Origin of the sequence: Metabacillus malikii (genome assembly GCF_030813355.1) — a bacterium.
Lineage (GTDB): Bacteria > Bacillota > Bacilli > Bacillales > Bacillaceae > Metabacillus > Metabacillus malikii.
Genome location: NZ_JAUSUD010000007.1, coordinates 44353 through 58345, shown reverse-complemented (window position 1 = coordinate 58345; position 13993 = coordinate 44353). Strand labels below are relative to the sequence as shown.

At 35.9% G+C, this 13993-nt stretch carries 18 protein-coding genes; 5 read left to right on the top strand and 13 right to left on the bottom strand.

The features are described from left to right. Window positions 1-16: 16 nt before the first annotated feature. Genes J2S19_RS08960 through J2S19_RS08950 form a run of 3 tightly spaced genes read right to left on the bottom strand, consistent with a single transcriptional unit; the run spans window position 17 to window position 2245 of the window. Window positions 17-1549 carry an LXG domain-containing protein gene (locus tag J2S19_RS08960; protein ID WP_307340355.1) on the bottom strand — a complete coding sequence of 511 codons (1533 nt, stop codon included), beginning with the start codon at window positions 1547-1549 and terminating at the stop codon, window positions 17-19. 15 nt (window positions 1550-1564) lie between these two features. Then, window positions 1565-1840 carry a DUF5344 family protein gene (locus J2S19_RS08955; RefSeq protein ID WP_307340352.1) on the bottom strand — a complete coding sequence of 92 codons (276 nt, stop codon included), beginning with the start codon at window positions 1838-1840 and terminating at the stop codon, window positions 1565-1567. Window positions 1841-1855: 15 nt separating this feature from the next. Further along, complete coding sequence (locus J2S19_RS08950) at window positions 1856-2245, bottom strand: YwqH-like family protein (RefSeq protein WP_307340347.1); 390 nt, start codon at window positions 2243-2245, stop codon at window positions 1856-1858. 369 nt (window positions 2246-2614) lie between these two features. On the opposite strand from J2S19_RS08950, the gene J2S19_RS08945 reads away from it, so the two are divergent. The 3 genes from J2S19_RS08945 to J2S19_RS08935 all read left to right on the top strand — a co-directional run bounded on the left by J2S19_RS08945 (window position 2615) and on the right by J2S19_RS08935 (window position 4350). Then, window positions 2615-3340, top strand: a complete 726-nt coding sequence (locus J2S19_RS08945; protein WP_307340344.1) for an alpha/beta hydrolase — start codon at window positions 2615-2617, stop codon at window positions 3338-3340. A gap of 65 nt (window positions 3341-3405) precedes the next feature. After that, the gene (locus J2S19_RS08940; protein ID WP_307340340.1) at window positions 3406-3924 is read left to right on the top strand and encodes a YjcG family protein; all 519 of its coding nucleotides are present in this window, start codon (window positions 3406-3408) and stop codon (window positions 3922-3924) included. After that, a complete protein-coding gene (locus J2S19_RS08935) occupies window positions 3925-4350 on the top strand; it encodes a GNAT family N-acetyltransferase (protein ID WP_307340337.1) in 426 nt (141 codons plus the stop codon). Window positions 4351-4504: 154 nt separating this feature from the next. Here J2S19_RS08935 and J2S19_RS08930 read toward each other — a convergent pair whose 3' ends face one another. The 4 genes from J2S19_RS08930 to J2S19_RS08915 form a co-directional block, all read right to left on the bottom strand. Then, window positions 4505-5161 carry a YgaN family protein gene (locus J2S19_RS08930; RefSeq protein WP_307340334.1) on the bottom strand — a complete coding sequence of 219 codons (657 nt, stop codon included), beginning with the start codon at window positions 5159-5161 and terminating at the stop codon, window positions 4505-4507. A gap of 177 nt (window positions 5162-5338) precedes the next feature. Continuing rightward, window positions 5339-5992, bottom strand: a complete 654-nt coding sequence (locus J2S19_RS08925) for a CPBP family intramembrane glutamic endopeptidase (protein WP_307340331.1) — start codon at window positions 5990-5992, stop codon at window positions 5339-5341. Continuing rightward, window positions 5989-6606, bottom strand: a complete 618-nt coding sequence (locus tag J2S19_RS08920) for a TetR/AcrR family transcriptional regulator (RefSeq protein WP_307340328.1) — start codon at window positions 6604-6606, stop codon at window positions 5989-5991. Before J2S19_RS08920 ends, J2S19_RS08925 begins: the two co-directional genes overlap by 4 nt. Window positions 6607-7030: 424 nt before the next feature. After that, window positions 7031-7861 (bottom strand): HAD-IIB family hydrolase, encoded by an 831-nt coding sequence (locus J2S19_RS08915; RefSeq protein WP_307340325.1) that lies wholly within the window; start codon window positions 7859-7861, stop codon window positions 7031-7033. Between the two features lie 84 nt (window positions 7862-7945). Between J2S19_RS08915 and J2S19_RS08910 the strand changes: the two genes are divergently transcribed. Then, window positions 7946-8929 (top strand): LacI family DNA-binding transcriptional regulator, encoded by a 984-nt coding sequence (locus J2S19_RS08910; RefSeq protein ID WP_307340321.1) that lies wholly within the window; start codon window positions 7946-7948, stop codon window positions 8927-8929. Window positions 8930-9071: 142 nt separating this feature from the next. Here the strand turns inward: J2S19_RS08910 and J2S19_RS08905 are convergent, their stop codons facing one another. After that, complete coding sequence (locus J2S19_RS08905; RefSeq protein WP_307340318.1) at window positions 9072-9317, bottom strand: hypothetical protein; 246 nt, start codon at window positions 9315-9317, stop codon at window positions 9072-9074. Between the two features lie 208 nt (window positions 9318-9525). On the opposite strand from J2S19_RS08905, the gene J2S19_RS08900 reads away from it, so the two are divergent. Further along, window positions 9526-11814, top strand: a complete 2289-nt coding sequence (locus tag J2S19_RS08900; protein ID WP_307340315.1) for an ATP-dependent helicase — start codon at window positions 9526-9528, stop codon at window positions 11812-11814. A 207-nt stretch (window positions 11815-12021) separates the two neighbouring features. Here J2S19_RS08900 and spoVIF read toward each other — a convergent pair whose 3' ends face one another. From spoVIF to J2S19_RS08875, 5 genes are all read right to left on the bottom strand, one after another. Continuing rightward, the gene (spoVIF, locus tag J2S19_RS08895) at window positions 12022-12276 is read right to left on the bottom strand and encodes a sporulation-specific transcription regulator SpoVIF (RefSeq protein WP_307340311.1); all 255 of its coding nucleotides are present in this window, start codon (window positions 12274-12276) and stop codon (window positions 12022-12024) included. Between the two features lie 277 nt (window positions 12277-12553). Further along, complete coding sequence (locus J2S19_RS08890) at window positions 12554-12673, bottom strand: YjcZ family sporulation protein (RefSeq protein ID WP_307340308.1); 120 nt, start codon at window positions 12671-12673, stop codon at window positions 12554-12556. A gap of 78 nt (window positions 12674-12751) precedes the next feature. Next, the gene (gene yjzK / locus J2S19_RS08885; protein ID WP_307340306.1) at window positions 12752-12967 is read right to left on the bottom strand and encodes a protein YjzK; all 216 of its coding nucleotides are present in this window, start codon (window positions 12965-12967) and stop codon (window positions 12752-12754) included. A gap of 236 nt (window positions 12968-13203) precedes the next feature. Continuing rightward, the gene (locus J2S19_RS08880) at window positions 13204-13338 is read right to left on the bottom strand and encodes a hypothetical protein (RefSeq protein WP_307340303.1); all 135 of its coding nucleotides are present in this window, start codon (window positions 13336-13338) and stop codon (window positions 13204-13206) included. A 290-nt stretch (window positions 13339-13628) separates the two neighbouring features. After that, the gene (locus J2S19_RS08875) at window positions 13629-13976 is read right to left on the bottom strand and encodes a DUF1360 domain-containing protein (RefSeq protein ID WP_307340300.1); all 348 of its coding nucleotides are present in this window, start codon (window positions 13974-13976) and stop codon (window positions 13629-13631) included. Window positions 13977-13993 lie beyond the last annotated feature (17 nt).

The window sequence follows — 13993 nt, the reverse complement described above, 5'->3', positions numbered from 1 at the left end:
ATCTCCTGACTTAAATCTAGTTAAACCAACTGACTATAGATTTTTTTAATTTATTTCCTACATTTTTTGTAAAATCATTAATTCCCTTACCTATTTTACCACCAATATCCTTGGCAACTTTTCCAACCTTCGAACTTGCTAGACCTCCAGCAAATGCTCCGACAGCACCACCTACAAGTATGCCAACAGGTCCTCCTACACTACCGATGGTTGCTCCGATTTTTGCACCTATAGCGATAGAGCCTATATCGGCTGCAACACCACCTAACATTCTCCCTGTTTTTTCTGCATTTGATTTATTTTCATTTTCCTTAGAGAAAAATTCTCCACCATTTGCAATGATTGATACCCCTGTTCCGATTAATGGAATCCGCTTACCAACATTAACAAGCCCACTTTTTGTAACAGTCTTCCCCATTACTTCCTTTACCCCTGCAGACATTCGTTCTTGATTCATTTTCATAAATTCTTTTCCAGTTAACACATTCGCATTTTTAGGAAAGCCCACGACATGCTTATATAAGTGTGAGGGGCTTTGATAAGATTTTACAAAGGAATGCAATGGTTTCATTAGCGGATTTGCAGGCTGTGGAGCTCTCGAAAAGTTTAAGAGCCATTTTGCTTGTTTGTTACTATGTTTGCTTTTACTAGTCCAACTCGGATCCATCCCTACACTAAATCGGTAGTTGCCTTTTACTTTTTGCCATAGTGTAGGTTTTTGTCCTAAATAGTTAATTTTCAGTTTTCCAGCAGCTTTTAGCGTACGAAATGATACTGCCGCTTGGTAGCCCGCAATCATCGTATCTCCTACACTGAGCTTTCCGTTAATGAAGTCAAACGGTGAAGTCAATGCGTCACCAAGAGCCATAACCCTTTTCGTAGCAAGGTCCTTTTTTAAATGAGAAAACTCTGTTGCATTTTTTAAGCTAAGAGGTTGAAAGTTACTAACGGTAAGTTTTCCGCTTGTAAACATCGATTTAATTTCATCGATTGATTTTTTGAAAAGCTGCAGGTCATCTTCAACTGAATTCAATGCATTTGTTTGGGTAGAGTCAAACGTCCCCAAGTCTTCTATTGTTTCAGTAATTTTCCTCGTTGCTCGTTGGACAGTTGCATGGAAGCGCGTGTCATCTAATCGTGAAACATAAATAATATCTGATACATTGTCTAAAGCTGCATTTACATCGTCTACTAGCTCTGTTGTAAAATTCTTTGCCTTGTTAACACCCTGTGTTACTTCTGCTTCAAGGAAGCTTTGCCGAATAAAGCCTGCTTCATCTGACTCAAAGTCCGTGCACGCCTTATCTACATCACCTAAAACTCGCTCAAATTCTTTTAGCATATGTTGATAATAAGAGAGAATTGTTGCGTGCCAATCGTCATAGAAATGACGAATCGCTGTTCCACCTTGTCCTTGAAAGGCATTTCTCATACTTGAAAAGTCACCAACAGCAGATTCCAATTGCTTCACCTGCTCCATTTGCGATTGAATGTTTTTCTTTAATCCAGCTATTCCGGTATGTAAGGCTTTTGCATCTAGTGTCTTCACGGTTTGCTTTGCCTCCTATATTGCTTTAATCGTTTTTGAAAGATTTTCATCTACTTGTTTCATTTCTTCTAAAGCTGTTCGTACGGATTGGTTGTTATCCTCTAAAATTTGTTTGTAAGCATCACTTACTTCCATTAATAGTTGGCTAAGCTCGTTAAGTTTCTCGACAACCTGAAGTTCATTGCTGCCAGAAATTGATTCTAACGTTGTTGCAAAAGAATCAGCTGTTCGATCGATTTTAGAAATTGCTTCTTCAACTTCTCCATATTTAATATGTATTTCTTGGCTCACAATTGCACATCCTTCCTATTTATTTCTCGCTTTCGCTCTTTCTCGCTCTCTTTCCTCTCGCTCTTCCCGTTCAATACGTGCGATTTCTGCAGAGATGGCCACTTGTAATGATTGAATTTCAGCTTTTATTGTCGCAATTTTATTTTCGATTGCAGTGATGGCTGTATCTAGTTGATATCCAGAGAGGTCCTTATAAACCCCTTCCATATCCTCACGAATGTCAATGAATTTGTCTGCCAAATTTCCTTTCCAAGTCGTACCTGATAAATCTGGATCTTTTACGAGGTGTTGATTTTGGCTAAATTCAGCTTGATAACCATCTAGTTCAGTTGCACAACTTTTTAATCGTTCAAGTTGTTCCTTTTTCTCAGCAAGCTCTGATTGTAAATAAGACAAGTAGGACAATGACTAATCTCTCCTTTCCATTGACGCTATTTATATAGATAGTGTTTTAGACATACATAATATTTAATGGTATCAAATGGTTTCATACGAAATAAATGGGTCCAAAACATCAAACATCTACTTTTCACTAAGACTTTTTAACTAAAAATCATTTTTTAATAGGATTTGTTATAAATATTTGCTGCTTTATTAAATGGTTGAACACTCACATGCTACCATCAAACGTTTTAGTTTAAAAATTCGACTACGCTAAACTCCAACCTTTTACACTTTACAAATTAATCCATGTGAAAGGGTTTTTCTCGCCAACATAGTACGATAAAATAGAAATAATCGCACTAGTTGTAAGCTGCACATGAGGAGGTCTCCATGGCAAAACAAACAGGTCGAATAAAAGAACTGCTTTTTTATTCAGATGCTCTAGAAGAAGAAGTACCTTTAATTGTTTATTTATCAGAGGATTTTTCAGATTTTTCTACCTATACCTTATTAATCGCGCAGGATGGTCAAGATTATTTTCGACTTGGACGAATTGGTAGACAGGCAGAAAGTTTAATGAAAATGAACGAAATTGAAAATATTATCATTGTCGGAATTCCTTATAAGAACGTGAATGACCGTCGCGACAAGTATCATCCTAGCAGTCCGAAGTCAGAAAAATATCAGCAATTCTTAAGCCTGGAGCTTGTCCCTTTTCTTGATCGTAAGTTCCCTACCCATCAAGTAGCCGAAGGACGTGCTCTAATCGGAGATTCTCTAGGTGCGACTATTTCACTGCTCACCGGACTTGCTTATCCAAATACATTTAGTAAGCTCATCCTACAATCACCATATGTTGACGAATCAGTCATCAAAGCCGTTGAGGGATATGCTTCTGGTCAGCATTTGACAATTTTTCATCAAATCGGTATACAAGAAACAACTGTCAAAACAACAGATGGTTCAATTCAAGACTTTTTAACACCAAATCGCAAGCTAAACAAGATTCTAGAATCTAAACAATTCACCTACAAATATGAGGAGTTTGCAGGTGACCATACCTGGAAATATTGGCAGCCAGCTTTAACACCTATCTTACGAGAGATGTTCTTATAGTCTAAATATGTTTATTTTTCTCTTTTTGTTATACTATTGAAAAGAACGAATTAGGAGGGAATGATATGAAATACGGAATTGCCCTTTTTCCATCAAAAAAGATTCAGGACTTAGTAAATTCTTATCGTAAACGATATGACCCTAACTATGCTCTTGTACCACCACATTTAACATTAAAATCTGCATTTGAAGTAACAGATGAAGATGTGCCGAGGATTACAGAAGAGTTAAGAAGTATTGCAGAAATCACACCTCCGATGAAATTAGCCATAAGAAAAGTTAGCTCCTTTTCACCCGTTAATAACGTTATTTATTTAAAGGTTGAGCCTACTGAACAATTGTTACAGTTACATGACCGATTACATAACGGCTCTCTGAACAGTGCACCTGAATATTCGTTTGTCCCACATATTACAATCGGTCAAAAGCTATCCGATGATGAACATTCAGATGTATATGAGAGCTTAAAAATGCTTGACGTGAAGCATGAAGAGACAATTGACCGTTTCCACTTACTATACCAGTTGGAAAATGGTTCATGGACTGTACACGAAACTTTTTTACTTGGAAAGGATTGCAAATAATTGAACATACAACAAGTGACGACAAAAGAACAACTAGAAGATGCATTTACAGTAAGAAGAACCGTTTTCGTAGACGAACAACAAGTACCTGAAGAAGAAGAAATTGACCAATTCGAGGATGAGGCAACACATATCGTCCTCTATGACGAGAATATTCCTGTCGGGGCAGCTCGTATACGAGTAATTGATGGGATTGGCAAGCTTGAGAGAATTTGTGTATTATCATCCGCTCGAAACAAAGGAGCAGGAAAGCTATTAGTCAATAAGTTAGAAGAAATTGCCTTAGCAGAAGGAGTCTCAAAGTTTAAGCTTAATGCACAAACCCACGCAATTCCTTTTTATGAACGGCTAGGCTACGAAACTGTTTCTGATGTTTTTTTGGATGCAGGTATTCCGCACGTAACGATGGTTAAACAGCATTCGTAAACTTATACCCATTACATCGGTAATAAATACCAATTGTGTAAAGTGCACAGCAATTCATATGTGATGTTGTATCATTATTTACACCGCTATTTTGCGGTGTTTTTTCATACAAAAAAGCTCAGGCATCAACACATAGCTAAAATGTATATGAAAGCTAATTATTTTTTATAGGATCAGTCCATAAAACCCTGTACAGAAGTACAGTCTCAGCTTCATCAATCCCAGTTGGTAGTTCACCATTTTCGTTGCCACCAAAGCTCAGTCCGTTTTTCGTTGTACCTGCCCATGCTGCTAAATAAATAGGTTTATTTTTCTCTAAAGTAACCTTTTCGCCAATTAGCTTTCTAAAAGTTGATACAGTCATGTTATTCGGATAATCCGTTGTATCAAGCCCAGAAGGTGTACCTGTTAACAGCTTCAAGGAATCCTCTTCACCTGTACTATTACTTATTCCAAAAGATACGATGCTATTTTCATATTTTGGTATCATTTCATCTGAAGTCGTTAACAACTCACTTTTACGTTTCCCGTTTTCATATACCTCGACAGCAAATTGTATATATTCACCTTCCTTCAATGTGCCTTCTAACGTATAATATTCAATTTGATTTACACCTGTTTTACTAATGAGCATACTCTCTTTTTCACTTATGTTATATGGCTCAATTGTTAGCTTCGAGTTTTGTATAGTGGTTTGTTTATGGGTTTCTATTTTTGTTTCGTTTTCTGGTTGTTTTATTTCTGTACTTGCGCACCCGGTTAACATCATAGCAAAAATAAAAAACAAACAAACTTTTATATTTTTTGGCATATACACTCTCCTATTAAACGCTGTTTCTTTATTCTATTAAATTACACATGTTGGAAATTAGCAACCTATATCATTAAACTATTCCATGATGAGATAATAAGTTGGGACTTATATCGTTTTAAGATGCTGAGATTAATAGGTTATGAAAAACAATTAAGCATTAACTAAACACACATATCACATTGGTGGTACATATATATTTAAAAAGACCGGGACCGTCATAATACCTACATCTACTAAAAAGTGTGAAAATATTGCCCATCTTAAGCTCTCAGTCTTAAAATAAATGACAGACCATACTATCCCTAATAAAAATAAAGTAATAAATACATGGTAATGATTATTAGCAATCGAAAATACACCCCACATCAAAGGATGACTAAGAATAAAAAACAGTGTAGAATATCCGACACTAATCCATTTGGGAAACCACTTAATTGCAGCATCTAATAGTAGTCCACGCCAATATAGCTCTTCAAACAAAGGGTTAACTAACGCAAATACTATCCAAAGAATAATAATGATCGCTGAATCGAACAAATGGTAATTCATCACTAAAACTGACATGGGAAACAAACCAAATAGTAAAGTCAAGCTTATTGACAGTTTAGATGGTTTGGACTTCTTTAACCAATCTTTTACCCTTTTCTCACCCTTGAAATAAATGATACAACACGTAAGAGAAGTCCAATATATAAGAGCCAAAGGAATCCATGCCCATTCATTTAGAAACCTAGAAAAAATACTAGCTGTTACATACCCAATTAGAATGATTAATGGAGGTGTTAATAAAACTGCTATTCTCTTAGATTTACTTATCTCTATACTCATTTAGTAACCTCTTGTTTCGTCTGAAATACATTCATTATTAATTTTGCTTCAGGCAAAGGACATTCTTTCCACTGAATTTTATTTATCGCTAACCCTTGAATAAATGCATAATAGGTTACAGCTAATTTAACTGGGTCTTCCTTCACTATTTCTCCTTCATTTTGTCCCTCTATTATTATAGGAATCGTTGCGAATACTGGAGAGTTAGCATTATCGCCCATTAAAACATCTCTTACTTCTGCAGGAACTGCGTCGGATGTACTTGCCTGTATCATGATTAGGTAAAGATAAATCCCCTCACCAGTAGCAATACTTCTTAATATCGTTTCTGTCATCCACGTTAATTTTTGGATTGGCGTTCCGTTATATTGGTTTGCCTCATTTACGACCTCGATAGATTTATCAGATGCCTTTTTCACCAATGTTACGAAAATTTGTTCTTTCGATTCAAAATAGTGATAAACCAGTCCATGACTTAACTGTGCTTCCTTTGCTATATCACTAATCTTCGCCGCTACCATCCCTCGACGAGCAAACACTTTTGCAGCAGCACTTAATATTTGCTCTTTTCTTGCATCTCTGATTTCTAAATTTTTATTTTCGTCTCTAGGCATTTCTGATGCTCCCTTTTTGATTGAATAGTCAGTCAATGTTAATATATACAATTTTGTTATATTTTGCAATGAATAATTCCCAATTAATAAAGTTTTGAGTAGACGCTTGCTTAATACACCATTAATCAAATTCAACAATGGTATAAATAGTACTTGCATCAGATTTAAAGTAATTAATATTTTTAGCTGAATAAAAAAATGCGATACCCCTAAATTGGAGTACCGCAACCATTCGAAAATACGGTAATGCATTATTTAATATTGGTCTGAATCCCTTAGTTACAACAGATTCTTAGTGGTAGTGTTGACTTTCTGAAGGTAAAAGGCTGAATAAACAAAAAGTTATGGTCATATGTGATTAGAAATTAATTGTGAAATAATCCTCGCTATGCTAGTTAATGTCAGCACTAAAATCGTCTGAATACTATTCAAAAAAACTACTACAAACGCTTTGGATACCTTTGGCATAAGGCTCTGAGGTTATCATGTCATGGAGTCGTTTTGCTTCTTCAGTAGCATTCTTTAATAAATATCCATGTTTTACGGCTTTAAGCATTTCGATATCATTCCCACTATCCCCAAACGCAATAGTATTCTCAATAGAAATCCTAAACTGTTTTATGACAAAATTTACAACGGCACGCTTGCCTGTATTTTGTGGAATAAAATCAACATCAAATGCATTTACCGGATCTCCAGCAAGAGGGTTACAACGGTTAATATTGAAGTTTATTCCGGCATTGCGTGCTAATTGTTTGATGATATCAAGATCATACTTAACCCTCGCACTTTCTTCTACAAAATAATAATAATTCATTTTAAATGGTTGTTGACCAAATTGTGTTTGATTTTGCAACTGTATCCCATATATCTGTCTTAAATCATATACTAAATCCTCAACCACTTTATGGCTAAATCCGGATTTTTCAATTCTATTTTTCCACTCTTTATTTTGGTGAAATTCTCCTTTTTTATTAATCTCCCATAACTCCGTCCCTAGGTTTGATGCAATAAAATGTGGAAGGTAGTTCAGCCTAGCTGCTCTCATTTTTTTATGGATATCAGCCAAGCTACTTCCTGTTACCCAACCAATTCTGATATTTTCCATATGAACAATCCTATTAAGATACTCTTCAAGCTTATATAAATCTTTTAACTGCCAATCCTTTAACTCATGCGGAAAGTACGTTTCATCAAAGTCAAATAACATTAAGTAGTCGGGATTTCCATTAGAATGGTACACATTAAATGTCATGTTTAACACCTCCCTGTTTTATGTTATTTTTAGGTTACAGGCAGGGAACGTTCCCAGGTCAATCTTTTTTAGGGGGAAAAATAAATGGCTACTATTTTAGATATTGCTCGGCTTAGTGGCGTTTCAAAGTCCACTGTATCACGCGTTATCAATAATCATCCTCATGTTTCAGAGGACAGCCGTACAAAAGTAATGGAGGCAATAGAAAAGTTGTCATTTGTTCGAAATGCACGAGGTGTACACCTTAGGACACAGTCAACAAAAACTATTGGTGTAACCATACCGGACCTTGATCATCCTTATTTTAGCCCACTTGTTGGCATGATTGCGTCAAAATGTAGAAATGTTGGATATAAGATCGTGGTTTTTCAAACGTTTTATTCTATTGAAGAAGAATATGAAATTTATGAGAAATTAACTGAGAATGAGCTGGATGCTTTAATTATTACCCATACTTTATTAAGTGAGCAGGAGATTAAGCAGCGAGTAAGAAATAATGTAGTGCTTATTTGTAACGAACCTCTTCAAACAAGACATTTAGATGTCTTTTCACTTGATGAAAGGGATGCGGTTTATTCCTCTACTCAATACCTACTGAAGGAAGGACGAAACCACCTATTAATGTGTATGGATGAAGAAATAACCCCACTTCAGCAACAAAGATGGGAAGGGTTTAAACAAGCTCATCTTGATTTAAATAAAATATGTACAATTCAGCAAAAGGTAAGTGGTTACGCTACGATTGAAGAAGGTCTTCTACTTGGAGATGAGATTTTTTCAGGTCAATGCAACTATGATGGAATTCTTGCAGGTAGTGACTTTTTAGCAGCAGGGTTGCTTTCTTCAGCCAAAAAACATGGTGTTTCTGTTCCAAAAGAACTTTCCATTATTGGTTTCGATAACCACTCAATTTGCCTAACAACTTTCCCTGCACTTTCTAGCATCAAAAATCAAACTGAATTGATGGTCAAAGATTTGGTTTCCTGTTTACTAGACAGACTTGACGGTAAAGAATTTGCCACTGTAAGAAAAGTTTATAAAGGTGCTTTGGTAATAAGGGGGACCTAAGAAAGGAATTTCTAATCGGAATCTTAATATAAAAACTATTCTCATTCTAGAGAACAATATTTCTAAAAAAATAAAAAAGAGCGTAACGCTTAATCAAGTGTCACCCTCTCACATCTTTATCAAATAGTTACCGTTGTGCAATCTATCCAAGCAAATTTATATGATTTCCTTTTCCTGTTAAAGAATTCTTTACTTCTTGTTCAAACATTTTTTCTTCTAGTACTTGTGAAAATTTCTTTTGCTGCTTTTCGGTTGCTTTTTTTTGTTCTCGTTGGATTGATGCAGCTCGTTGTGGTGCAACAATATGTGAATAATGTCCCTGGATTTTACTAAAGCGATTCGCGTATTGCGTATAAGTATCTTGTTGGATTGGTAAAATATATCCCATTTTCACTTCACCCCTTATAGACTATTACCCCATATTTGAATCACACAAACCTGGAACTTTTTCTTTCCGAGAGAATCTCATTCTGTTAATATAGACTTTGTCGTGTCTATATGGATTATATTCGACATTTCTATTAAAATACCTCTTTACATATCCATATATAATAGGTTTTTTATAGATTTACTTATGTTTCGGAAGGAGAATGAGGATGCAAGTTGCAGCATTAGACAATCTACACATTTCACTACAAACATTACCTCGTGAAGACTTTCAGAAAATATATGAAGCATGTTTAGAGGACAAGGTTCGATGTATAGTTTGCGGGAAACCTGTAAAACTTTATCTCGGTTTAACTGAAGAACCTTCCTTTTATCATCCGAACAAACTTGAAAATCAAACTTGTCAACGTGAAGAGCAAACTCTACCGGCTGAAATGACACCTGTAGATACGAACCAGTATTATTCAGAACAGAACGGCTTTCGTATTCCGAAGTCAAGAGCTATTGCAACGCTCGAAAAGCCGACGGTGACAGATTGGAAAACATTAAAAACATTACAAGGACATGCACCGTTTCAGCCACAGACGATCGCCCCTACATCCATTCTCGGTATACCATTAGATGCTGAACAAAAAGAGGCAGTAACAACCGTAAATGGCCCGTTGCTTATTTTAGCTGGTGCTGGCAGTGGTAAAACTAGAGTCCTAACGACAAGAGCATTATATATGATTGAAGAAATGAATATTAATCCAAAGTCGATTATGCTCGTAACGTTTACCGCAAAGGCTGCTCTTGAAATGAAACATCGAATCAAACAGCAAACAAGCCTCCAGTCATCACAGTTGAATCAACTTGTTATTGGTACCTTCCATAGTATATTTTACAAAATATTACACCATCATGACAGGCAGAAGTGGAATGGGAACCATCTATTAAAATGGGATTGGCAAAAAGAAAATTATCTTAAGCAGGCTTGCAGAGAATTTGGTATTGACGAGAAGGAGTTTCCATTCGACCAAGCTTTACAACAAATTAGCTATTGGAAGAATACATTGTTAATGCCTAGCGATGTAAAACCAAATGACACTTTTGAAGAAAATGCGCTTTCCCTTTACACATATTATGAAGAGCAAAAACTTTCACATGGGCAATTCGATTTTGATGATATGCTTGTTAAATGCTATGAGTTGATGAACGAAAACCCTGAAGTTTTATCATCTTATCAAAATAGGTTTCAATACTTTTTAATTGATGAGTTTCAAGACATTAATCCAGCACAATATAATTTAATGAAAATACTTTCCAGCCATACTCGTAATCTATGTGCAGTAGGTGATGATGATCAGACAATTTATAGTTTTCGTGGAAGTGACCCAACCTTTATCCTTTCCTTTAAAGAGGAGTTTCCAAGTGCGAAAATTGTTCATTTAGCTTCAAATTATCGTTCCGACCACAAAATCGTTTCTGCAGCGAACGCCGTGATTGAAAAGAATAAACGAAGATTATCTAAAAAAATGGCTGCACAATATGAAACAGCCAATGAACCAAAATGTTTTTTCCCTTACGACGAAGAGGAAGAAGCAACAATGATTGTTCAAGATATTAAGGAAAAAATTGCTTCTGGAGCACAACCAGACGATTTTGCTATTTTATATCGTACTCATACTGGAGGTCGCGCAATATTTGAGCGTTTCGTTCAATCGAGCATCCCATTCGTTATTGAAAAAGGACAAAATTCGTTTTATGAGCGAAAAATGGTACGAGCTGTGTTAGCATACTTGCAGTTAAGTATAAATCCGGACCATGTTAGTGCGTTAACTGAGCTAATCCGCCCGTTATTTCTTAAACAGTCTGCTTTAAATGACGTGAAGGCACTATCAATCTTGCATGATTGTACACTAGTGGATGCTCTGCTTCAGCTAAATGGTCTCCCTGCCTTTCAAATGGCTAAGTTAAAAAAGGTCATTCCTCGGATTAGTCATTTGAAGAAGAAGAAACCTGTAGAGGCCATTATAATAATTGAAAAAGAATTAGGATTTAATGATTACATGAAAAAGCAAGGAAACGAAGGAAATGCGATGGACAAAGGCTCTGATGATATTCATGATCTAAAGGTTGTTGCGAAGAAATTCTCTACTGTTGAATCGTTCCTTCAGCATACCGACCATATGATCTTGACTCAAAAAGCATTAAAGGAAAAACAAGGTTCACAAGGTGTACAACTGATGACAATTCATCGTTCCAAAGGGTTAGAATTTCCTTATGTATACATTGTTGGTGCTGTTGACGGCTCACTACCGCATGATTTTGCCTTAGAAGCTGCAAGAAAAGGAAATTATGATTATTTAGAGGAAGAGCGTAGATTATTATATGTTGCGATGACACGAGCGAAAGAGCATCTCCTCTTATCTGCTCCCGATAATCGCCGCAATCGAAAAGCAGTCCAATCACGGTTTCTAAAGCCATTACTCACCAAAAGCTCAGGGAGCCTAGATTAGCTCCGACAAATATAAAACGATATAGAATTGAAGGTGTTCTTTGCCTTCAATTCTATATTGGTTTATGACCTCGAGAGGCTAGGCGCTCAATCTGTATGTCGAGCGATTATCTCCTATTCAACAAGTAAGGGTCCGCCCTCTCAAACAAAATATATAGATTCGTATTCTATATATTAGACAGAGGGCAGACCCTTTTATTAATTCGGTTTATTTTTTATTCATCATTTTTGAAATCGTGTTAAAATCTAATTTTTCATCTCCATTTACAATTGATTTAACAATTTTATCTTCCATTTGCTTTGAAACTGGTTTATTCGCAATTTGTGATACACGTTTGATGACATTTCTAACTGTTTTTTCATCTTTAAAGTTTGCACCTTGCAAGGAATTCGCCAATTGGAACACATCATTCATGTTCACACCTGTTTTATTTTCAAGGTTTTTGAAAAATTTATTATCCATCTTCCCGCCTCCTTAATTCATGGTATAGTGTATGATCGACTAGGCAAAATGTGATAATCGTTTTTTAATAAGGCTGTATTCGTAAACATTGTTGCTTTTAACTTAGTTGGTGTTATCGGTTGTTCTCTGCTAAAGAACTCGCATTTCGCTTCAACCAACCTTAATAAAGATTGTGCTAAAAGCAACAATCTTTTAGAAAAGTGCCTTTTAAAAATAATCTTTTGTCAGCAAAAAGAAAGTACGGACTCTATGTTCCGTACCCTCATAAATCTAAAGATTAAAAAAAGGATGCACCAACGATAATTAATAAAATGAATAGAACAACGATTAACACGAAGCTGTTACCGTAGTAGCCGCCAGCGTTACCATAGTTACCTCCACCATATCCGTAACTCATGTGTATCAGCACCTCCTTATCATTTCTTCACTATAATTTATGAAAAAATCTCTTAACTGTTTGGACGAAACAATCAAGTTAAGGCCTTTTTATAGTTTTCTCTTCATAATCTTGTATCCACTTTTCAAATTCCTCTGCCATCGTATCGAGCCTTTGTTCGAATTGAAGTGCCGTTTTATCAAGGTTATGAAGCTCGTTTGATATTTGACCTATCCTTTTGTCTTCACTGTTCTGAATGTTTTCATGTTTCTTATATAACCATTCAATTAATTGACTTGGAGAAATTTGCGACATCCTAAACATCCCCTTTCTCTATACATAATGCAGAATAATAGAATGTGTCACTTTCCCAGAAGAAAAACGCATGCGCCTTATTCTGCAATGACCCAGCATAAGACGATTTAGAATAGAAGGTGTTCTTTGGCCTTCAATGATCTATTGACTTATTCCTCATGGGGCTAGGTCTGGATGTCGATTCACTAAACAACGAAAAAAGGGACTGCCCTTAGGCAAGCCCTGATTTGTCTAAATTATTCAGCTTGTTTTTTCTTTTTTCCACAACCACAGCCTCTTTTTTTCACTTTCTTACGTTTAGAAGTTTGATAGAGTGATTGGTTTGAATTACTTGGTGTTGTTATGGAAGGATTCAACTTTGCGTTTTTCATGGTTATCCCACCTTCCTATTTAATTCCATTTCATTTTAAGGGAGTTAAACATGGTTGTTGTTGATAGCAACATGAGGCATTCACATTCATCGAGCACTCTTGGTTCTATAAGAGCAAACGACTGTGGATTTCCCACCGGCACAATGCTTTATGCAGAATCCTCAAACATCCGCACGTTCAACTAAGTGTTCAAATGTTCACTTAAAATGTTACATAGCCTACTAGAAACCATATTCAAGAAGCATACATCATTTTATGTGAATCTCCTTTTATGTTTCTAATTGAACAGCCTAATCTATCAATTTTGATACAAGTGTCTCGATAACTCCCGCAATTCCTGCAATTGCTAAAATCATCATTAAAACCTCAGTTCCTTGTGGCCAAACAAGCCATAAACCGTAAAGGAAGGCAGCACTCCAGACTCCCGTACACCAATAGCAGCTTAACAATTCTCCAATCCATGCTCTTAACCCTGTACCTTTCATTTCTATGTATACATCAACTTCTCCTTGTTCATTTACTTCTTCAATTTCTTTATGGAAAGGAGCACGAATAAACGATGTAATCTTGTCGTAGACGATGAGTCTTGTTAATCGAAATGAAGCAAATGCAAATATGATGAAACTTAGCCATGTCATCTCCTCAACCCCTTTTT